Origin of the sequence: Bacillus sp. NSP9.1, assembly GCF_000465465.2 — a bacterium.
GTDB lineage: Bacteria > Bacillota > Bacilli > Bacillales > Bacillaceae > Bacillus > Bacillus sonorensis_A.
The window spans coordinates 393,630-413,228 of sequence record NZ_CP048273.1; the positions used below are offsets into that span (position 1 = coordinate 393,630).

Consider the following 19,599-nt stretch of genomic DNA (forward strand, 5'->3'; position numbering starts at 1 on the left):
TTTAATTCAATGACAAAGCATCAAGCGGATCGAAGATTAAAGACGCTGATTGAAATTCTTTTCGTTTCAACAAGGCTTGGACTGACGTCTTTCGGCGGGCCGATTGCCCACTTGGGATATTTCCACGCAGAGTATGTCCGCAAAAGAAGATGGCTGGACGAAAAAAACTACGCCGATCTGGTCGCATTATGCCAGTTTTTGCCCGGTCCGGCCAGCAGTCAGGTCGGGATCGGCATCGGCGTCATGCGCGCCGGTGTGCTCGGGGGAATCTTGGCGTTTATCGGATTTACGCTCCCGTCTGTCATCGCATTGGTGATCTTTGCCTTGCTCCTTCAGGGACTTGACATCGGGACAGCCGGCTGGATTCACGGCTTGAAAATCGTTGCCGTTGCCGTGGTCGCACAAGCGATCCTCGGCATGGCGCAAAAACTGACGCCTGATTTAAAGCGAAAGGCGATTGCGTTATTCGCGCTTGTCGCCACACTGCTTTGGCAGACGGCTTTTACCCAGGTTGGCGTCATCATACTGGCCGCTTTTGCAGGCTATCTTTTCTACAAAGAGCAAAGCGAAACGGCCGCTTCCGTCATGGAATTTCCGGTGTCCCGCCGGTTTGCCGCCGTTTGTCTAAGCTTATTTTTCGGACTTCTCGTCCTTCTCCCGGTTTTAAGGGACATGACATCCATAGGCTGGGTCGCGATGTTTGACAGTTTTTACAGATCGGGTTCTCTCGTATTCGGCGGCGGGCATGTCGTCCTGCCATTGTTGGAGCGTGAATTTGTTCCAACAGGATGGTTAAGCGAAGAAGCCTTTTTAGCCGGGTACGGTGCGGCTCAAGCGGTTCCGGGTCCATTGTTTACGTTTGCGTCATATCTCGGCGCTGTGATGAATGGCTGGCAGGGGGGACTGCTGGCAACGGCCGCGATCTTTTTACCGGCCTTCCTGCTCATTTTGGGAACGCTGCCTTTCTGGGATGCGCTGCGGCGAAATCCAAAAGTAAAAGGGGGATTAATGGGTGTGAACGCAGCTGTCGTAGGCATCTTGATCTCGGCGTTCTATCAGCCGATCTGGACGAGTTCGATCCTCACGCCGCTCGACTTTGCGTTAGCAGCCGTATTGTTCAGCCTGCTTGTTTATTGGAAGCTTCCGCCTTGGATCATTGTGGCGGCGGGGGCAGCCGGTGGGGCTTTCATGACATTGGTGTAAATGAAAAAGGCTGCCGATTGGCAGCCCTTTCGTTTGGATTAGCGGTTTTCTTTTCCGATCTCGGGCAGTATGGTCTTGGCGATGTTTTCGTCCATTTTTTCATAATCATAGTAATGTATGGCATCATACAGCTCTTCGCGCGTCTGCATATCCTTTAGTGCGCCTTTTTGCGTGCCTTTTTCGTAAATTTCCGTGAAGACCCGCTCATACGCCTTCGCGGCGGCCCTTAGTGAAGTGACCGGATAAATCACCATGCTGCATCCGAGCAGTTGAAATTCCTCCGCCGTGAAATAAGGGGTTTTTCCGAATTCCGTCATGTTGGCGAGCACAGGCGCCTTGATGGCAGAAGCCATTTCTTGAAACTCGGCCGCGCTTGTCAATGCTTCCGGAAAAATTGCGTCAGCTCCCGCCTCAGCATACAGATTGGCGCGTTTGACGGCGGCTTCGGTTCCTTCCACAGCCTTTGCATCCGTGCGCGCTACGACAACAAGTGATGGAGCGGTTTGTTTGATCGCTTTGATTTTTGCGATCATGTCCCTGGCCGGGAGCAGTGTTTTTCCGTTTAAGTGTCCGCATTTTTTCGGAAGCTGCTGATCCTCGATTTGAACGGCCGCGACTCTGTTCTCCGCCATTTCCGCGGCCGTTCGCGCCGCATTCAAAACACCGCCGTAGCCTGTGTCAATATCGACCAAAAGCGGGAGGTTCGCGGCTCTGACAAGTTCACGGGCTTTTTCCGCCATCTCCTCTGAGTGAATCATCCCGAGATCCGGCATTCCCCGGCTTGCCGTATAAGCGGCGCCCGAAAGATAGAGCGCTTGAAAGCCGATTTTTTTAGCGGTTATCGCCGCCATTCCGTCGTGGACACCGGGGATTTTCAAAATATCCGGCGCTTCCATGAGCCGTCTGAAGCTCTCGGCGAGTTCTTTCTGGCTCGCTTGTTTTGAAACAATCCACATGTTAAAACCTCCTAGATAACAAACAGTTCCATAAAGTCTGGGACAGATGTCTTTTTTAATGTTTGCGGATCATTGAGCAAAGCATTGATTCGTTCCGCTTGTCCGGCGGGAAAACGGGTTTTTAAATTGTTCGTAAATTTTTCTTTTAACAGCGGGATGCCTTCACTGCGGCGGCGCCGATGGCCGATCGGGTACTCGATCGCCACTTTTTCCGATTGTGAGCCGTCTTGATAAAAAATTTGCACGGCATTTGCGATAGATCGTTTTTCCGGGTCGAGATAATCGAGAGAGTATTGTTTGTTTTCAACCGTCTTCATTTTTTCGCGGAGCCGGTCGATCTCTGGATTTTGCGCTGTTTCGTCCTCATAATGATCAGCTGTAATGTCGCCGTAGATCAGCCCGATGGCTGTTATATACTGAAGGCAATGGTCACGGTCTGCGGGATTGTGCAACTCTCCCGTTTTGTCGATGATTCTGATGGCCGATTCGTGAGTCGTGATGACCACTTCATCAATTTCATCAAGTCGATCCTTTGCCTCGCTGTGAAGCCTAATCGCCGCTTCTGCCGCCGTTTGCGCGTGGAATTCGGCAGGATAGGCAATTTTAAAGAGAACATTTTCAATGACGTAGGAATCGAGCGGCCTGGCAAGCGTCAATTCTTTTCCGCCGAATAAGACGTCCTGAAATCCCCACATTGGCGCGGACAACGCGGTTTTGTAGCCCATTTCGCCCTTGAGGGTCATGAGTGCGAGCCTCACGCCCCGGCTGGTCGCATCCCCGGCGGCCCATGATTTCCGCGAGCCGGTGTTCGGTGCATGCCGATATGTCCGCAGACTTGAGTTATCAACCCAGGCTTGTGAAACGGCGTTGATGACATCCTGTTTTGTGCCGCCCAAAAGCGAGCATGCCACAGCTGCCGAAGCGACTTTGACAAATAAGACATGGTCAAGTCCATTTCTGTTCAGGCTGTTGTTCAGAGCGAGAACGCCTTGAATCTCATGGGCCTTCACAATCGCTGTCAGCACGTCGGCGATGGTGAGCGGTTCTTTGCCGGCAGCGAGCCGCTGTCTGCTGACGAAATCGGCGCAGGCCAAAATGGCGCCTAAATTATCTGAAGGATGGCCCCATTCGGCAGCAAGCCATGTGTCATTATAATCGAGCCAGCGGATCATGCAGCCGATGTTGAATGCACCCTGCACGGGGTCGAGTTCGAATTGCGTACCCGGCACGCGTGTTCCGTTTGGGACGACGGTGCCCGGTACGATCGGACCGAGTTGTTTTGTACATTCGGGAAACTTCAGCGCCAGCAAACCGCAGCCGAGTGTATCCATTAAGACATAACGCGCCGTCTCAAGCGCCTCTTCACTGGAAATGGCGGTATTGACCGTGTAATCTGCAATTTCTTCAAGCAGCTGATCATATCCTTGAGTCGCTGTCATTTGCGTTTTCATGTAACAATCCCTTCTTTCTTGGCGAATTCTAAGATTATGGATGAAGATCGCGCGGTCCCTTATAGTGAACACGCGGACGGAACAAGCGGTTTTCCGCATGCTGTTCAATGACATGGGCGCTTAAGCCGACTGAGCGGGCCGCAAAGAAAATCGGTGTGTAGAGATCGATCGGAATGCCGAGCAGATAATAGACGGGAGCCGCGTAGTAATCAAGATTCGGATAGAGCCCCTTTTCTTCGCGCATCAGCTTTTCGCCCTCATCACACATTTCAAATAAGTCCTGTCTTCCGGTCTTGTGAGACAGCGTAAAGAGCGCTTTTTTCAAAAGGGCGGCGCGCGGGTCCATTTTTCTCATGTATACGCGGTGTCCAAAGCCCATGATTTTTTCTTTGTTGGCTAATTTGTGCTGTATCAGCTTCACAAAGCCCGATTTTGTTTCTCCTTCGAGCAGCATATGCATGACCGCTTCATTGGCCCCGCCGTGCAAATGACCTTTGAGTGAGGCGGCGGCACCTGTGAATGCTCCGTATATGTCTGAGTTTGTCGAGGCGATGACTCTGGCGGTGAAAGTGGAGTTCGGCATTTCATGCTCGCTGTAGAGCATCAATGTTTGATCAAAGACAGCCGTCTCCTGTTCGTTCGGCGTTTTTCCCGTCAACATGTATAAAAAGTTCTGGCTGTAGGACAAGTCTTTGTCAGGTAGAATGGTTTCTTGTTGATGAAGGATATGGTAGCTGTTTGCGACGATATTCGGCACCTGTGCGATCAGGCGCAGCGCTTTCGCCGTATTGGCTGATTTTGACCGGTCATTTAATTCCGGATCGTATCCCGATAAAGCCGAAATCCCGGTTCTGAGTGCATCCATCGGGTGAGTAGACTGCGGCAGCGATGACAGAATGCTATAGATTCCTTTCGGAAGTTCATAAACATTCTTTAAAGCGCTTTCAATTCCTTTCAGTTCCATCGGATCAGGCAGCTTATGCTGCAGGAGGAGATAGACGAGGTCGAGGTATGTTTTTTGTTCTGCAAGTTCGATGAGATCATAGCCTTTAATGACGATTTCTTCAGCTTCGGTATCCAGAAAGGATATGTTGGTCTCCCCGGCAATGACGCCTTCTAATCCAGGTTTAAATACACCTTGTTTGCCCATTTTTCCACCCCATATTCGTTTTTTTGTTCAAAAACGCGATGTGAAATTGGCGTCGGCTTTTCGGAGGGCTAGTCTAAACGTTCGAGCGTTTCTTCAATGGAACGTAAGCTTCGTCTGATATGAGATCGCATGGCTGCTTCTGCCAAACAGCCGTTTTTTTCTTTCACGGCTTTGAAAATCTCCAAGTGTTCATTGAAGGATATGGACGGTTTGTAGTCGGGGTTTTTGTACCCGCTGATTCTCCGGTACCGTTCAATCCTGCTTTCAAGCTGTTCAAGAAAACGTTTTGCGGTTGCATTTTTGCTGATGGCCTGCAAAATGGAATGAAATTCAGATCCGTATTTGACCGTATCGGCTTTGCGATCTTTCGCGGCGGCCATCTTCATCAATTCGATTCTGTCTTCAAGCTGGTGAAGGCGCTCGGTTTTCACAAGCTGTGCGGCTTCGGCGGTGAGGAGCCCTTCAAGTGCTTCGCGGACCTTAAATACTTCCTTCGCTTCTTCAAGTGAGATTGGACAAACACGAAGCCTGCCGTTTGGCTGTTTGGTGACCAATCCTTCAAGCTCCAGCCGGTAAAGAGCCTGGCGCAGCGGAGTGCGGCTGATTTCTAAATCTTTTGCAAGACTGTCCTCGGCGAGCTGTTCTGAGGGCGGATAGTCGAGTTCGATGATTTTGCTTCTTAATTCATTATAAGCGTAATCACTTGCAGACTGCCTTTTGACTGGATTTGAAGAGTGCATGAAAAACGTTTTCGCCTCCTTTTTCAGAATATAAATATAATTGTATACAATAATACAGATATGTCAATGTCAACCATGTTATGAGCGCTAAAACCAAAAACAAACATCAAATGGTGATGTTTGTTTTTTCATTTCAATATTCATATAAATGAGGCCGATCATCGATCCACTGTTTGAGTTCGGCGAGCATTTGTTCATAGCCGACAGGCTGATAAGGTACATCCTCCCGTGTCATGACAAGGCTTTTATCAGACCGGGTGCGGTATTCGGGTGTAACCGTGATTCCTTTGGAAAAGGTTTGATTGATGAGGACGAGCAGCTCGTATTTGGAGATGAACCGGTTCCCCGTCAAGTGGATCAAGCCGTTTACATTTGAAGTGAGAAGCTGTTCGATCGCCTTTGCCAATTCGAGGGTCGTCAGCCCGTTCCAGAACACGTTTTTATACCCGTGGACGCTGTTCTTTTGCTTCATAAACCAATGGAACAAACCGATGCCGTCGTTAAGCTCGGGCCCGATAATGGAAGTTCTGACCGTCAGGTTTTGACCGTCTGTCACTTCGCCCAAACTTTTCGTCTGCGCATAGATAGAGCTTCCATCCTTCGCATCCGTTTCCGTGTATTTTCCTTTTGCACCTGAAAAGACACAGTCGGTGCTGATGTGAATCAAACGATAGTCATAGATGCTGCTCATCTCGGATAATAGATGCGGCAGAACGCTATTGATATGAATCGCTTCAACAAGCCGCTGGCGAGCGGCATCATTTAAGATGCCCACTGCATTGATCACGGCATCAGGTTTTACCTTTTGCAGCAGCTTTTTTAATTCATCCGTGTTTGCCGCATCGAGAAAAAAGCAATTTAAATCATTGGGCAGTGTTTGCCGCTGTGTCCAAAACACTTCATAGTGTTCTTTGGCAGAGAAATATTCTTTCAATACATGGCCTGCCATTCCATTTCCCCCTAAAATCAGCAGCCTCACTGTAGAAACCCTCCTTTTCTCAACATGTCAGCGATTTCCGGTTTGGTCATGAGCAGGTCATTGGATTGGAATTTCTGAAAATCGGCTTTCGTGAACTTCCGGTAGCGGCGAATCAGCTTTTCTGAAGGGTGTGAAGGCAATATCACATAATATTGAGCATCATATAGATAAGTAAACGGTGCTTCATGATTTGAGACGAGCACTTCATGGAGCTTCTCTCCCGGGCGGATTCCGATTTCTTTGATTCCGATAGGGCTTGAAGCCAATTCTTCGATCAGAACTTCGGCAAGGTCCAAAATATTGCAGGCTTTCATTTTCATGACGAAGATTTCTCCTCCAATCGCTTCTTTGGAAGCTTTGAGCAGCAAATCAATCGCTTCGCCGACGGTGAGGAAAAATCTCGTCATTTCTTTTGATGTCAATGTCAGGTCCTGCCCTTTCATAATCAGGCTTTTAAAAAGCGGAACGACGCTTCCGTTTGTTCCCAGCACGTTTCCGCCTCTGATGCATACAAAATCTGTATCCTCACTATAATCATTGGCCCGGATCATCAATCTTTCGCCAAGCGACTTCGTCATTCCGTAAAAGTTGACCGGATCCGCCGCTTTATCTGTCGAAACATCAATGACTTTTTTGACTTTGTTGGCGATGGCGGCGCGAATGACATTCTGGGTCCCGATGACGTTCGTTTTCAGTGCTTCTTCAGGCTGATCCTCGCAGATTGGAACGTGTTTTAGTGCGGCGAGATGGAAGATATAATCAACATCTTTAGAGGCCTCTTCCAAAGCGGGATAGTCCCTGACATCACCGATCAAAAATTTTATTGAAGGGTGGTGGTCAAATTCCCGCTGCATGCTGATCTGCGTGAATTCATTTCTTGAGAAAATCCTGATCTCTTTCGGCTGATACGGCAGCAATTTTTTCGTGAGCTCCGTTCCCCAGGAACCGGTGCCTCCGGTAAGCAATATTCGGGTGTTTTTAAACATACGTATCCTCCTAAAAACCGATCTATTGATAGACTGTTAAAACTAGCATATAAATGTATATGATTTTTAGAAAAATTTGTGTGATAGAACCGCCTGATTGAAGACAATTCAGCATATTTTTAGAGAAATCATCCCGCTTTTTGAGAAGGGAGCTTCAACCTTTGAAACAGCACAATTTTTCATGAAATGAATATACATATATAGATTTTCGGGGCATGGGCGCAGCCCGGCGCCGGTATGGCTGTTCCATCTATCTTTAGTTCTAAAAAGGAGTAAGATAATGAAGATCATGACGATTATCGGAACCAGACCGGAGATCATCCGCTTAAGTTTGATCATTCGCAAGCTTGATCAGCTTGCAGACCAGCATATATTGGTGCACACCGGTCAAAACTATGATGAAAAACTGAGCGAAATCTTTTTTGAACAGTTGAATGTGCGGCTGCCGGATCATCACATTAAGCTGTCACATCATTCGATCGGCGCACAAATTGGCGAGATTTTTGCAGAGGTCGAGAAGCTGATCGTCAAGCTTAAGCCCGATAAATTGCTTGTGCTCGGCGATACGAACAGTGCGCTGTGCGCGTTCCTCGGCGAACGGTACGGAATTCCCGTGTATCATATGGAGGCCGGCAACCGCTGTTATGACAACTCGGTTCCGGAGGAGATCAATCGGAGGGTGATCGATTCGATCGCATCTTTTAATTTGCCCTATACAAACATCGCCAAAGAAAATTTGGAAAGGGAAGGCATGCATCCTCAAAGAATCTGGGTTTCCGGAAATCCGATTTATGAAGTGATGAACCATTTCGCAGAAGAAATTGCGCAGCGGAATGTGCTCGACGACTTGAAGGTGGAGAGCGGTGCCTTTCTATTGGTCACTGCGCACAGGGCGGAAAATGTGGATGTGAAAGAAAGGCTGCAACATATCGTCACTGCCCTTGAGACGCTGGCGAAATCCCATAAGATGCCGGTTATATGCAGTGTTCACCCAAGGACACGCGACCGTTTGCAGAAGTTTGGCATACAAAGTGACGATGCTTTGCTGACATTTTGTGAGCCGTTTGGCTTTTTTGATTTCATCCGCCTTCAGCAGCATGCAAAATGTGTGATCACAGACAGCGGGACGGTGCAGGAGGAAAGCTGCATTCTCGGAGTTCCTTCCGTAACGATCAGAAACAGCACAGAAAGGCCCGAGACGGTCATGTGCGGGAGCAATGTTGTCTCAGGACTTGAAGCAGAGCGCATCGTCAGCGCCGCAGAATTGATGATGAAAGCCGATACCGATTGGAAGCTGCCTGAGGGGTACGCAGATCCAAAAGTTTCGGACAAAGTTGTTCACTTTATCTTAGGCGGTCTGAGGCATGTTTGACATATAGAGCCCCCATATGAAAGCCTTCCGTTTCTAGTAAAAGACCTGCAAAAGGTGTTAAAATGGATCACAATCAAAGGAGGCTTTTTCAAATGAATCAAGCACAGGAGCATGAGCCGCTGCCGCTCGATTTCTACAAAAAACCTACGATTGAACTGGCGCAGTCTCTATTAGGATGTCTTCTCGTGAAAGAGACTGAGGAGGGGCTGGCCTCAGGATATATTGTCGAAACCGAAGCATATAGAGGTCCTGAAGACAGGGCGGCCCACAGCTATGGAAACCGCCGGACAAAACGGACAGAAGTCATGTTCGGAAAAGCCGGTGTGGTATATACGTACACCATGCATACCCACACCTTGATCAACGTTGTGAGCGCAAGCGTTGATGAGCCGGAAGCCGTCCTCATCAGGGCGATTGAACCGCATGAAGGGCTTTTGCTGATGGAGAAAAGAAGGAGCGGAAAAAAACCACGCGATTGGACGAATGGTCCCGGGAAGCTGACAAAGGCGCTTTCGATAACGATGGATGATTACGGCAAGCTGCTGACGGAGCCGCCGCTTTATATTGCGAAAGGGTATACCCCAAAAGAGATTTCATGCGGCCCGCGCATTGGAATCGAGAACTCGGGGGAAGCGCGGGAATACCCTTGGCGCTTTTGGGTGAAAGGGAACCGCTATGTTTCCAGGTAGGCCATGTTTTGACTCCCGTGTTCCCAGGGTAATGGTGAAGGAAAACGGGAGGGAGCAAAGCGATGAAAAAAATGATGAAATATCTCGTCAAATGGGCGCCTGTCGTCTATCCGATCGCAAGAAAAATCATCAAAAACCGAAGCGGGAAAAAACGTCCGACAGCCGGTTGAACCGGCTGTTTTTCTATGGAATGGGTAAATTGACTTGAAAACGCAATCATAATAGAATTTACTTAAACTATGAGAGAATTTTCACATATTGATTGAATAGATGTAGACCGGCGGAACACAGCCTGCCTGTCAGGTTCTAGATTCAAGCGACTTAAAAGGGGGCCATTTTATGCTCAATGCTCGGCTAAAGCTCATTCTCGGCGAATTGATGACAGCGGAAACACCTTTAACAAGCGCTTATTTGGCAAATCAGTTAAACGTTACCTCCAGAACGGTCAGATCAGATATGAAAGAATTAGACCACCTTCTCCTCAAAAACGGAGCCGCCGTTCAATCGATCAGAGGAGCCGGCTATCGGCTCTCCGTTCAAAACGAACGCCTCTTCCGCCAGCTTTTGCAAAACACCTTTCAAGATGAGCTTTCAAAACCTGTGTTTCCGAATGAACGCATTCTCTATTTATTAAAAAGGCTGCTATTAACCGATGATTATCTGAAACTGGAAGACTTGGCGGACGAGATGTATATCAGCAAGTCGACGGTTCAAAACGATATGAGAGATGTAAGAAAAAGGCTGAAACCTTACGGCATTGAGCTGGAGATCAAACCGAACTACGGCTTTAAGCTGAAAGGGGATGAAATGAAGCTGCGCTATTGTATAGCTGAGCACATTTTTCCTAAACGGGAAACGGATGTTGATATTATGAACGCTAGAATATCCATTCTTCCGAAAGAGGAATTGGGCCTTATCCGCCAGACCATTCTAGAAAAAATAAGCGAAGACCAAATCTCTCTTTCCGATATCGGCTTAAACAACCTCCTGATCCATATTGCCATCGCCTGCAGGCGGATCCGCAAGGGCAGGCATGTCTCTCTTTATTCCAAAGATATTCAAGAAATTATGAATCACAAAGAATATGAAGTGGCGCGCGCGATTGTTCGCACACTTGAACAAAAGCTGAACGTGACATTTCCGGAAAAAGAGACGGCTTATATCGCCATTCATTTGCTTGGAGCCAAAAGGACGGCGATGGCAGCTCTCAACTGCGATAAAATAGAAAGCTTCATCGATGAAAAAACCGACCGGCTGACACGATTGATCATGGAGACGATTGAAGACAAGTTCACGCTTGGCATCAAACACGACAAAGAGTTAAAAATCGGCCTCAGCCTCCACTTAAAACCTGCCTTGAATCGCTGCAGATATGGCATGAATATCAGAAATCCGATGCTTGATGCGATTAAGGCCAACTATCCTCTCGCATTTGAAGCCGGCATCCAGGCCGGTGAGGTGATCAAAAAAGAAACGGGGTTTGACATTCAGGAAAGTGAAGTCGGCTATCTCGCTTTACATATCGGCGCCGCAATGGAAAGGAGAAAGATGAATATCCCTTCAAAGCGCTGTATGATTGTCTGCGCTTCCGGAGCAGGCAGTGCCATGCTTCTGCAGGACAGACTGCGGGCAAAATTCGGCTCGAAGCTTGACATCCTTGGTACGGTTGACTACTACAAGCTCAACCAAATGCCGCTAAACACCCTCGACTTTGTGATCAGCACGATTCCTCTGCCTGAAGAGCTCCCCATTCCGGTTATCAAAGTAAATGCGATCCTGGGGGGAACCGATCTGGCGAAAGTTGAACAAATCCTTACGGCAGATCAGGAACTCGCCGCAAAATATACGAGGGAACAGCTCGTGTTCTTGCAAGAAAGCTTTCAATCAAGAGAGGACGTTCTCCGTTTTTTATGCGAAAAAGTAACACAGCTGGGGCTTGCAGACGAAGGGCTTGAAGGTTCCGTTTTTGAAAGGGAGGCCGTTGCGCCAACCTGTTTTGGCAATCTTGTGGCCATCCCTCATCCGATGGCGCCGCAAACAGCTGTGACATTTTGGGCGGTATGCACGCTGCAAAAACCGATCGATTGGGAGGATAAAAAGGTTCAGCTGATTTGCCTGCTCTGTGTTGAAAAGGATAATACATCAAATCTGCAAGGCATGTACAAGTTGCTGGGCAATGTTTTGGATGATCGGTCCATTGTCAGCGAGCTTTTAAAATGCAGATCATATCAGGAGTTTATGTCCGTTTTCCGAAAAAACAGCCCAAACCCGCCGGCGTTTGGATAAAAATGTTCCCTTGTCTTTTTTCCTCAGAGAAGAGGAAAATCATTAAGTTAATATGAAAGCGGTTTCATATTATGATGGAACTGTACAAGAAAACGAGAACTTATATGTAAAAGGGGGCCATATCAAAATGAATATCTTATTAGCGTGTGCTGCAGGGATGTCAACGAGTCTGCTCGTGACAAAAATGGAAAAAAGCGCAGAGGAACAAGGAAAAGATTATACCATTTGGGCTGTTTCCGGAGGGGAAGTCCAAAATCATATTGATAAAGCGGATGTTTTGCTGCTGGGCCCGCAGGTCCGCTATATGCTTCCGCAGCTGAAAAAATTAGGAGATTCCAAAGGAGTGCCTGTCGATGTCATCAACACGGTCCATTACGGAACTTGTAATGGAGCGGAAGTCCTAAAATCCGCAGAACAGCTTGCCGGTTCTTAAGGGAGGCGGGCGTGTGAATAAGATGAATGCCTTTTTAGAAGAGAAGGTTATGCCGGTTGCCGGCAGGATTGCCGCTCAGCGCCACTTGCAGGCTCTCAGGGACGGAATCATTCTCACCATGCCGCTCATCATCATCGGCTCGCTGTTTCTGATTTTAGCCAACTTGCCAATCCCCGGATATCCGGAATTCATGTCGGGAATCTTCGGAGACAAATGGGCTGAGAAATTAAGCTATCCGGTAGGCGTCAGCTTTGATATTATGGCGCTTATCGCGACATTTGGAATCGCATACCGCCTTGCCGAAAAATACGATATCGACGCTTTGTCATCAGGAGCGATAGCCGTGGCTGCATTCCTGCTTGCTACACCTTATCAGATTCCATTTACACCTGAAGGTTCCACTGAAGAGATTTTGGTGTCGGGCGGCATTCCGATTTCGCTGATGGGAAGCAAAGGCCTGTTTATCGGCATGCTCATCGCCATGCTGTCGACGGAAATTTACCGCTGGGTTGTGCAAAAAGACATTGTCGTTAAAATGCCTGACGGTGTGCCGCCGGCGGTCAGCAAATCATTCATCGCGCTGATTCCGGGATTCGCGGTGATTGGCCTGATCTGGATTGCCCGCCTCATTATTGAATTGACGCCGTTTGAAAGCCTCCATAATGTGGTCAATGTCATTTTGGGCACACCGCTTTCCATTCTTGGGGGAAGCCTTGGCGGGAGCCTTGTGGCGGAAACCGTCAAAATGCTGCTGTGGTCATGCGGACTGCACGGAGCAAATATTGTCGGCGGGGTTATGTCCCCCATCTGGTACAGCGCAATGGATGAGAACCGCCTTGCTTTCCAGGCTGGCGAAGCACTGCCGCACATTTTCACAACCCAGTTTTTCGAAATTTGGATCAATATCGGCGGAAGCGGTGCCACCCTGGCGCTGGTCATCACGATGTGTCTCAGGGCGCGGAGCAAGCAAATGAAGCAGCTTGGGAAACTGGCGATCGGGCCGGCTGTTTTTAACATCAATGAACCGATTATTTTCGGAATGCCGATCGTCATGAACCCGATGCTTTTAGTTCCATTCATCATATCACCGCTTTTAATGATTACGGCAACCTATATCGGAATGAGCACCGGTCTTGTCGCAAAACCGGCCGGCATCGCGGTTCCGTGGACGATGCCGCCGGGCTTCTCGGGGTATTTGGCGACGGGCGGGAAGTTTTCCGGGGCCGTCATGCAGCTGATCAACCTGACCATCTCATTCCTCGTATATTATCCGTTTTTTAGAATGTGGGATAAACAAAAATTCAAAGAGGAAAGCGAACTGGATAAGGGGACGTCTGCAAACGATAACCAGCAGGTCAGCGTATAGAAAAGAGGTGACTTAGATGTCCGCGGAATTGGAGCAAACAATTTTTCAAATTATCCTTCATGGCGGAAACGGCCGAAGCTGCTCTATGGAAGCCATTGCTGAGGCGAAGAAAGGCGATTTTTCGAAAGCGAAAGAAAAGATTCGTGCAGCTGACGAGGAATTGATTCAAGCACATCACTTTCAGACTGCGCTGATTCAAAATGAAGCGAAGGGAACAAAAACAGAGCTGTCATTATTAATGATTCATGCCCAAGATCATTTAATGAATGCGATGACCATGAAAGATTTGGCATCGGAAATCGTCGAGCTGTATGAAAAAATCAATCTTCACGGAGGTGTCAATTGATGAAGAAAGGCTTGAAAATCGTAACAATTGGCGGGGGATCAAGCTATACACCGGAGCTTGTGGAAGGACTGATCAAAAGACACGCTGAACTGCCGGTGAGCGAGCTGTGGCTCGTCGACATACCGGAAGGGCAAGAAAAGCTGAATATCGTCGGCACACTGGCAAAGCGCATGGTGGAAAAGGCCGGTGTTCCGATAGAGATCCATCTGACGCTTGACCGGAGGGCAGCCTTGAAAGACGCTGACTTCGTCACCACTCAATTCCGCGTCGGCTTGCTTGAAGCGAGGGCGAAAGATGAAAGAATTCCGTTAAAGTACGGTGTCATCGGCCAGGAGACAAATGGTCCGGGCGGTCTTTTTAAAGGGCTTCGCACCATTCCGGTCATACTGGAAATCGCAAAGGATATAGAAGAACTGTGCCCTGATGCATGGCTTGTCAATTTTACCAACCCGGCGGGCATGGTGACGGAAGCGCTTCTCCGCTATTCAAATCTGAAAAAAGTCGTCGGCCTTTGCAATGTGCCGATCGGTATGAAAATGGGGGTTGCCAAAGCGCTTGAGGTCGATGAAAGCCGCGTCGACATTCAATTTGCCGGTTTGAATCATATGGTGTTTGGCCTTGATGTCTTCCTTGACGGGATCAGTGTCAAAGACAAAGTGATCGAAGCGATGGCTGATCCGGCAAATGCGATGACCATGAAAAACATTTCCGGAGAGTCGTGGGAGCCTGACTTTATCCGCGGACTCGGCCTGATTCCGTGCGGATACCACCGCTACTATTATAAAACAAAAGAAATGCTTGAACACGAGCTTGAGGCTTCTCAAACGGAAGGAACCCGTGCAGAAGTCGTGCAGCAAGTCGAAAAAGAATTGTTCGAACTATACAAAGATCCGGATTTGGCTATCAAGCCGCCGCAGCTTGAAAAACGGGGAGGCGCATACTACAGTGATGCGGCCTGCAATCTGATCAGTTCGATCCACAATGACAAGCATGATATCCAGCCGGTCAATACGATGAACAATGGGGCGATTGCAAGCATTCCGGATGATTCCGCGGTGGAAGTCAACTGTGTCATAACGAAAAACGGGCCGAAACCGATCGCGGTTGGAGATTTGCCTGTCACCGTCAGAGGCCTCGTCCAGCAAATTAAATCATTTGAACGTGTCGCGGCCGAAGCGGCGGTAACAGGCGACCACAATACGGCGCTGGTGGCGATGACGATCAACCCGCTTGTACCATCTGACAAAGTCGCAAAACAACTCCTGGATGAAATGCTCGAAGCGCACCGGGCTCATCTTCCACAGTTTTTTAGATCAGTAGAAGCGTAAAACGATCATCAAGGCTCCGGCTATTCCCGCCGGAGCCTTCAGCCGTGAAGATACCAGAACGAAGTCTAGAGGAGGAAGGCCGGACCTCGGTAACATGGCATTCCGCGGAACGAGCCCGGCTTTCAGCGCACAGCGGTGCAGAACTGGAGTCTTACATGTTGGCGGTCGCCTCTTTTTCTTTTTTCAGATCTGATCGCTGCGCTTTGCCAAGCTGGGTAAACAGCAGGATGCCGATACCGGCGAGGACCTCTATAAAACCGCCGATTGCAATAACGTGTCCCGCGCTGAGTGCGTGTGCGGCATAGCCGCAGGCGATTGCACCCAAAGGGAGCGAAAGGTTTGTGATCGTATGTATAATGGCAAACACCTGCGGTTGATCATCCCCTTCGACAGATGTTTGAATGATCGTGAATTCCGGAACATTGATCGAGCTGATGGCTGCCCCAAATGCAAAAGCGGCGAGGAATACGAGCGGCAAAAATGTATTTAATCCCGTCATCAAATAGGCTGCACCTTCAAAAATGCCGGCCGCTATAAAAAGCAGACCATATTTGTTGATTTTGACTTTTGCGAGGATAAAGCCCAATAAAAACGCCCCTCCGGCCGTCGTCGCCTTCAATAGAGAATGGATGAACGGCGTGCCGTTTAAATCTTCGGCAACATAGACAGCCGACAGCGCCTCCCATGGAGATGCGGCCAGGTTCATGAATATGCAGTAAATGGCCAGCGGAAACAAAATTTTATGGTTTCTCACAAGTACAAACCCTCTTTTTAATCTTGCAACATATGTACCTCGTTGACCACTATCCGCGGAATTCGATGCTTTCTGTACGATTTTATACTTAATGCAAAGAACAAAGATGCCCGATATGATATAAAAGGCAAATGCCATGAACAGCGTCGTTGCGGGGCCGATAAATGTCAGAAGCACTCCGCACAGCGTCACAGCGCCGAGCCTTACGATTTCAGATGAGGATTGAAGGATCGCATTCGCTTTTTGAATCAGGTTTTCGTTTACGATTTGCGGAATCAGCGTAATGGAAGCCGGATTGTATGTGGCGCCTGTTGCTGAATGGATAATCATGAGTCCTAAAACAAACCACATCGGTGAAAAACCGTTAAAGTAACATATAGGCACAGTCACGACGACGGCAGCCCTCGTCAAATCCGAGAAATACATCCAGAATTTCAGAGCGCTTCTCTTCACCAAAGGTCCTGTCACCGGCGCTAAAAAGGCCTCGGGAAGAAAAGTGACGGCAATCAGCAGAGAGGTGCCGATAGCCCCTTTTCCATCAAAAATCAAAAACCATAAAATGGAATTGAAGGCGAAGCAGTCGCCCGAAATTTTGATCAGCCTGGAGAAGAAAAGGAATGTAAAGTTCTTTTTCCAGACGGACACGGGTTCAGTGGTCTTTTCCATTATTCAAGTCCTTTCTATATTTACGTGCTGAACATGGGGATGAGATCTTTTTTATAGATAATTTTAGCACAAAAGAAATAAAATGGTATATATTTAGTTGGCTGAAGGAAAGGGTGATGAAGAAGAGGATTGATGGACTGGAGGATATGCGGAAATCATCAGGCAAGGATTTCAGCCCCTTCTTTAAAAGGGGCTGAAAAACCGTTTTAACAGGACTGATGGACTGAATCGACTTCAACCGTCCAGCCGAACGTGTCTTGCAGTGCGCCTTTTTGAATGCCTGTGATCGTCTCGTAGAGCTTTTTGGCGATCTCTCCGGTTTTGCCGTTGTTAATCACAAGGCTTTCGTCTTTCCAGATCAGCTCGCCGACCGGGGAGATGACAGCCGCCGTTCCGGTGCCGAAGGCTTCTTCAAGCAGACCGTCTTTGTGGGCCTCGATCAGTTCGTCAACCGAAATTCTCTTTTCAGTCACGGAAAGCCCCCACTCTTTTAAAAGGTGAAGCACAGAATTTCTCGTAATGCCTTCCAGGATGCTGCCGTTTAGAGCAGGCGTGACGATTTCACCGTTGATTTTGAAAAAGATGTTCATGCTTCCCACTTCTTCAATGTATTTCTTTTCGACACCGTCAAGCCATAATACTTGTGAAAATCCTTTGCTTTCGGCGACTTCCTGAGCCTTCAGGCTTGCGGCGTAGTTTCCTGCCGTTTTGGCGTTTCCCGTACCGCCCGCAACAGCCCGGACAAATTCGTTTTCGACAGCGATTTTCACGGGATGAATGCCTTCTTTATAATAAGAGCCGACCGGCGATAAGATGATCATCATCTTATAGGTCTTGGACGGGGCGACCCCGAGGTATGGCTCAGTTGAAATGATGAACGGACGAATGTAAAGGGACGTTCCCTCCGCTTTCGGAATCCATTCCTTATCAATCTGAAGCAGCTTTTTCAGCCCTTCGAGTACCGTATCCGGATCGACCCGCGGAATGCAAAGGCGGTCGTTCGATTGATTCAGACGCTCAACGTTTTTCTCCGGCCTGAATAAAAGAACTTTTCCTTCATTTGATAAATAAGCCTTTAACCCCTCAAAAACAGATTGGCCGTAGTGGTAAACCATGGCGGCCGGATCCATTTCGACCGGCTGGTAAGGCACGATTCTCGGATCATGCCAGCCGCTTTCAACCGAATAATCCATGATAAACATATGGTCGGTGAACGTGCGGCCGAATTCGAGCTGATCGTCTGCGGGCTTTTGTTTCTTTGCTGTGCTGAGCTGTACGCTGATCGTTTGTTTTGTCATATTCATTCTCCCTGCCGTTTCTAGTCTTTTTCCAAAAAATATTTATCTTCTATTTTAAACCTTCTATTGATAATCGCAATAGATTTCAGAGAAATTTGTAAAATAGAATTTTTGGAAACTTTAAAAAATATTTTTTCGCAGTTTGCAAAACAAAAAAGGATTCCCGCTTGGGGGAATCCTTCTTACGATTTCTTATGATAAAACGCTTCGATTTCTTTATCTACATAAACCCAGCCTTTCCAGCCGAGGTGAAGGGTATCCTTCAGAAAATAAGGATCGTATTCATGGTTCGTTAAATCAGCGACTTGAAAGCCTTCTGCTTCGATTTGTTTTTTGATTTTCGCATAATAGTCCGTCCGTCCTTTTTTAGGAAATCCGGTGTAGTCGTAAAATTGGCCGTGCACCGGAACGGAGATGAACAGAGGATCTGCGCCGGATTCCTTCAGGACATCCAGCATCATTTGAAAATCGCCGAATTCCACCGATTTTGCATAGTTCATTTTTTTATTGTGGCCTTTCAGCTTGGCCAGCTTCGGCTTCATTTTTTTATAGACGCCATTTGTAATCTTAAACTTATTGTTACGGGATTCTTTTTTGCCAAGCTTTTCAGCCATATGCATTAATTCATCCCATGACTTGTTTTTGACGCTTTCTGAAATGGTGCGTTTTGGTCCTTCTCCTTCAACCATGGAATAATAGATATCCTTTTTTTCCAGAATGCTTTTGTAGCCTTTTGCAGCCGGTGTAAGCAGAGCCAGTGTCCCGCTGTCCTGATTGAGCTCAGCTCGGAAAAGAGCTGAAAGGAGGGCGTCGTTTTTGACCGCATTAAATTTCAGCATCCGCTTCATGATTTTCTTTTTCAGCCCTTGGTCGATGTCTTGGTTGAAATAGAGATCGTATGCCTGCAAGGCCGAGAAGTTCGGGGCAAAATGGGATTCATCAGACCCTTTTTTCTGAAACCATTGCGGGGAAATGATGAATACCAATTTCTTTCCCTTAAGATTTTTCGCATGGGCCGCAAAATTGATGGTGTGAATCAGGGATTGAGATCCGCCTTTACCGACGAGATAAGGCGTGAACCCCTGGTCGTTCACTTTGAAATAATTGGACGGATGAAATGGATCCAGCCGGGACAGCTCCGATGATCCGTAGATCGGCAGGTATTCCGGGTCTTCAAGCATTTTATCCTGAAGATATGTCCCCTGAAACATCATCGGATTCAATTCCGTGGCCGAAGTTGCGACCCGGTCTTTAGGAACGAACGCAGTCAGCCATGAAGCTGGAACCATGATCATCGTGAAAAAAAGTAAAAATGCCAAAATGATTGGCCCGAATAAAAAACGCTTTTTCATTATCTCAACTCATTCAGCTGCTTTATAATTTGATTTGGCGTGTTCCATGCGTCGCGGTCAAACTCGGTAATCGGAACAGTGATGTTAAAGCGGTTCTCGAACGCCAACAGCAGTTCTACAGTACCAAACGAATCAAGGATTCCTTCTTCAAAAATATCGATATCCGGATTTTCCATGACGATATCGTCCTGACATACCTCTGCTAAAACTGAAAGTACTTCCTGATTGAAATCCATATTTAAAA

Annotated in this window: 18 protein-coding genes; 8 read left to right on the top strand and 10 right to left on the bottom strand. The window is 47.8% G+C overall.

Going from position 1 to position 19,599, the window contains the following annotated elements:
• The first annotated feature begins 9 nt into the window (after positions 1 to 9).
• Entirely contained in the window at positions 10 to 1,203 is a 1,194-nt protein-coding gene (locus tag M654_RS01940; RefSeq protein ID WP_026589234.1) for a chromate transporter, read from the top strand.
• Between the two features lie 38 nt (positions 1,204 to 1,241).
• On the opposite strand, the gene prpB is transcribed toward M654_RS01940, so the two are convergent.
• The 6 genes from prpB to M654_RS01970 all read right to left on the bottom strand — a co-directional run bounded on the left by prpB (position 1,242) and on the right by M654_RS01970 (position 7,465).
• Positions 1,242 to 2,159 (bottom strand): methylisocitrate lyase, encoded by a 918-nt coding sequence (gene prpB / locus M654_RS01945; protein WP_026589233.1) that lies wholly within the window; start codon positions 2,157 to 2,159, stop codon positions 1,242 to 1,244.
• 11 nt (positions 2,160 to 2,170) lie between these two features.
• Positions 2,171 to 3,610 (bottom strand): bifunctional 2-methylcitrate dehydratase/aconitate hydratase, encoded by a 1,440-nt coding sequence (locus M654_RS01950; protein ID WP_026589232.1) that lies wholly within the window; start codon positions 3,608 to 3,610, stop codon positions 2,171 to 2,173.
• A gap of 34 nt (positions 3,611 to 3,644) precedes the next feature.
• Entirely contained in the window at positions 3,645 to 4,760 is a 1,116-nt protein-coding gene (gene mmgD, locus M654_RS01955; RefSeq protein ID WP_026589231.1) for a citrate synthase, read from the bottom strand.
• A gap of 68 nt (positions 4,761 to 4,828) precedes the next feature.
• Positions 4,829 to 5,500, bottom strand: a complete 672-nt coding sequence (locus M654_RS01960; RefSeq protein WP_026589230.1) for a GntR family transcriptional regulator — start codon at positions 5,498 to 5,500, stop codon at positions 4,829 to 4,831.
• 133 nt (positions 5,501 to 5,633) lie between these two features.
• On the bottom strand, positions 5,634 to 6,479 hold the full coding sequence (locus M654_RS01965) for an SDR family oxidoreductase (protein WP_026589229.1): 846 nt from the start codon (positions 6,477 to 6,479) through the stop codon (positions 5,634 to 5,636).
• Positions 6,476 to 7,465, bottom strand: a complete 990-nt coding sequence (locus tag M654_RS01970) for a polysaccharide biosynthesis protein (protein ID WP_026589228.1) — start codon at positions 7,463 to 7,465, stop codon at positions 6,476 to 6,478. The genes M654_RS01965 and M654_RS01970 overlap by 4 nt, the downstream gene beginning before the upstream one ends.
• Before the next feature lie 280 nt (positions 7,466 to 7,745).
• Between M654_RS01970 and wecB the strand changes: the two genes are divergently transcribed.
• The 7 genes from wecB (at position 7,746) to M654_RS02005 (ending at position 15,285) form a co-directional block, all read left to right on the top strand.
• Positions 7,746 to 8,837, top strand: a complete 1,092-nt coding sequence (gene wecB / locus M654_RS01975; RefSeq protein WP_026589227.1) for a non-hydrolyzing UDP-N-acetylglucosamine 2-epimerase — start codon at positions 7,746 to 7,748, stop codon at positions 8,835 to 8,837.
• Positions 8,838 to 8,929: 92 nt separating this feature from the next.
• The gene (locus M654_RS01980; protein WP_026589226.1) at positions 8,930 to 9,526 is read left to right on the top strand and encodes a DNA-3-methyladenine glycosylase; all 597 of its coding nucleotides are present in this window, start codon (positions 8,930 to 8,932) and stop codon (positions 9,524 to 9,526) included.
• 339 nt (positions 9,527 to 9,865) lie between these two features.
• Positions 9,866 to 11,812 (top strand): BglG family transcription antiterminator, encoded by a 1,947-nt coding sequence (locus tag M654_RS01985; RefSeq protein ID WP_026589225.1) that lies wholly within the window; start codon positions 9,866 to 9,868, stop codon positions 11,810 to 11,812.
• A 127-nt stretch (positions 11,813 to 11,939) separates the two neighbouring features.
• The gene (gene licB, locus M654_RS01990; RefSeq protein ID WP_026589224.1) at positions 11,940 to 12,245 is read left to right on the top strand and encodes a PTS lichenan transporter subunit IIB; all 306 of its coding nucleotides are present in this window, start codon (positions 11,940 to 11,942) and stop codon (positions 12,243 to 12,245) included.
• Between the two features lie 13 nt (positions 12,246 to 12,258).
• Positions 12,259 to 13,611: a PTS cellobiose transporter subunit IIC gene (gene celB, locus M654_RS01995; RefSeq protein ID WP_077735996.1), complete on the top strand. Its 1,353-nt coding sequence runs from the start codon at positions 12,259 to 12,261 to the stop codon at positions 13,609 to 13,611.
• Between the two features lie 16 nt (positions 13,612 to 13,627).
• Positions 13,628 to 13,957 carry a PTS lactose/cellobiose transporter subunit IIA gene (locus M654_RS02000; protein WP_026589222.1) on the top strand — a complete coding sequence of 110 codons (330 nt, stop codon included), beginning with the start codon at positions 13,628 to 13,630 and terminating at the stop codon, positions 13,955 to 13,957.
• Positions 13,957 to 15,285, top strand: a complete 1,329-nt coding sequence (locus M654_RS02005) for a 6-phospho-beta-glucosidase (protein ID WP_026589221.1) — start codon at positions 13,957 to 13,959, stop codon at positions 15,283 to 15,285. The genes M654_RS02000 and M654_RS02005 overlap by 1 nt, the downstream gene beginning before the upstream one ends.
• A gap of 151 nt (positions 15,286 to 15,436) precedes the next feature.
• On the opposite strand, the gene M654_RS02010 is transcribed toward M654_RS02005, so the two are convergent.
• The 4 genes from M654_RS02010 to dltC form a co-directional block, all read right to left on the bottom strand.
• Positions 15,437 to 16,705 (bottom strand): MFS transporter, encoded by a 1,269-nt coding sequence (locus tag M654_RS02010; protein WP_026589220.1) that lies wholly within the window; start codon positions 16,703 to 16,705, stop codon positions 15,437 to 15,439.
• Positions 16,706 to 16,911: 206 nt separating this feature from the next.
• Positions 16,912 to 18,003 carry a branched-chain amino acid aminotransferase gene (locus tag M654_RS02015; protein WP_026589219.1) on the bottom strand — a complete coding sequence of 364 codons (1,092 nt, stop codon included), beginning with the start codon at positions 18,001 to 18,003 and terminating at the stop codon, positions 16,912 to 16,914.
• 182 nt (positions 18,004 to 18,185) lie between these two features.
• A complete protein-coding gene (gene dltD / locus M654_RS02020; RefSeq protein ID WP_026589218.1) occupies positions 18,186 to 19,355 on the bottom strand; it encodes a D-alanyl-lipoteichoic acid biosynthesis protein DltD in 1,170 nt (389 codons plus the stop codon).
• Positions 19,355 to 19,591, bottom strand: coding sequence for a D-alanine--poly(phosphoribitol) ligase subunit 2 (gene dltC / locus M654_RS02025; protein WP_026589217.1), 237 nt, complete (start codon positions 19,589 to 19,591; stop codon positions 19,355 to 19,357). The genes dltD and dltC overlap by 1 nt, the downstream gene beginning before the upstream one ends.
• Positions 19,592 to 19,599 lie beyond the last annotated feature (8 nt).

Bases quoted from the DNA above. Each gene is read 5' to 3' on its own strand.
- M654_RS01980 (WP_026589226.1), top strand. From the start codon at position 8,930: ATGAATCAAGCACAGGAGCATGAGCCGCTGCCGCTCGATTTCTACAAA.
- M654_RS01940 (WP_026589234.1), top strand. From the start codon at position 10: ATGACAAAGCATCAAGCGGATCGAAGATTAAAGACGCTGATTGAAATT.
- M654_RS01970 (WP_026589228.1), bottom strand. From the start codon at position 7,465: ATGTTTAAAAACACCCGAATATTGCTTACCGGAGGCACCGGTTCCTGG.
- licB (WP_026589224.1), top strand. From the start codon at position 11,940: ATGAATATCTTATTAGCGTGTGCTGCAGGGATGTCAACGAGTCTGCTC.
- dltD (WP_026589218.1), bottom strand. From the start codon at position 19,355: ATGAAAAAGCGTTTTTTATTCGGGCCAATCATTTTGGCATTTTTACTT.
- mmgD (WP_026589231.1), bottom strand. From the start codon at position 4,760: ATGGGCAAACAAGGTGTATTTAAACCTGGATTAGAAGGCGTCATTGCC.
- M654_RS02005 (WP_026589221.1), top strand. From the start codon at position 13,957: ATGAAGAAAGGCTTGAAAATCGTAACAATTGGCGGGGGATCAAGCTAT.
- M654_RS02010 (WP_026589220.1), bottom strand. From the start codon at position 16,705: ATGGAAAAGACCACTGAACCCGTGTCCGTCTGGAAAAAGAACTTTACA.
- prpB (WP_026589233.1), bottom strand. From the start codon at position 2,159: ATGTGGATTGTTTCAAAACAAGCGAGCCAGAAAGAACTCGCCGAGAGC.
- dltC (WP_026589217.1), bottom strand. From the start codon at position 19,591: ATGGATTTCAATCAGGAAGTACTTTCAGTTTTAGCAGAGGTATGTCAG.
- wecB (WP_026589227.1), top strand. From the start codon at position 7,746: ATGAAGATCATGACGATTATCGGAACCAGACCGGAGATCATCCGCTTA.
- M654_RS02000 (WP_026589222.1), top strand. From the start codon at position 13,628: ATGTCCGCGGAATTGGAGCAAACAATTTTTCAAATTATCCTTCATGGC.
- M654_RS01960 (WP_026589230.1), bottom strand. From the start codon at position 5,500: ATGCACTCTTCAAATCCAGTCAAAAGGCAGTCTGCAAGTGATTACGCT.
- M654_RS01985 (WP_026589225.1), top strand. From the start codon at position 9,866: ATGCTCAATGCTCGGCTAAAGCTCATTCTCGGCGAATTGATGACAGCG.
- M654_RS02015 (WP_026589219.1), bottom strand. From the start codon at position 18,003: ATGACAAAACAAACGATCAGCGTACAGCTCAGCACAGCAAAGAAACAA.
- M654_RS01950 (WP_026589232.1), bottom strand. From the start codon at position 3,610: ATGAAAACGCAAATGACAGCGACTCAAGGATATGATCAGCTGCTTGAA.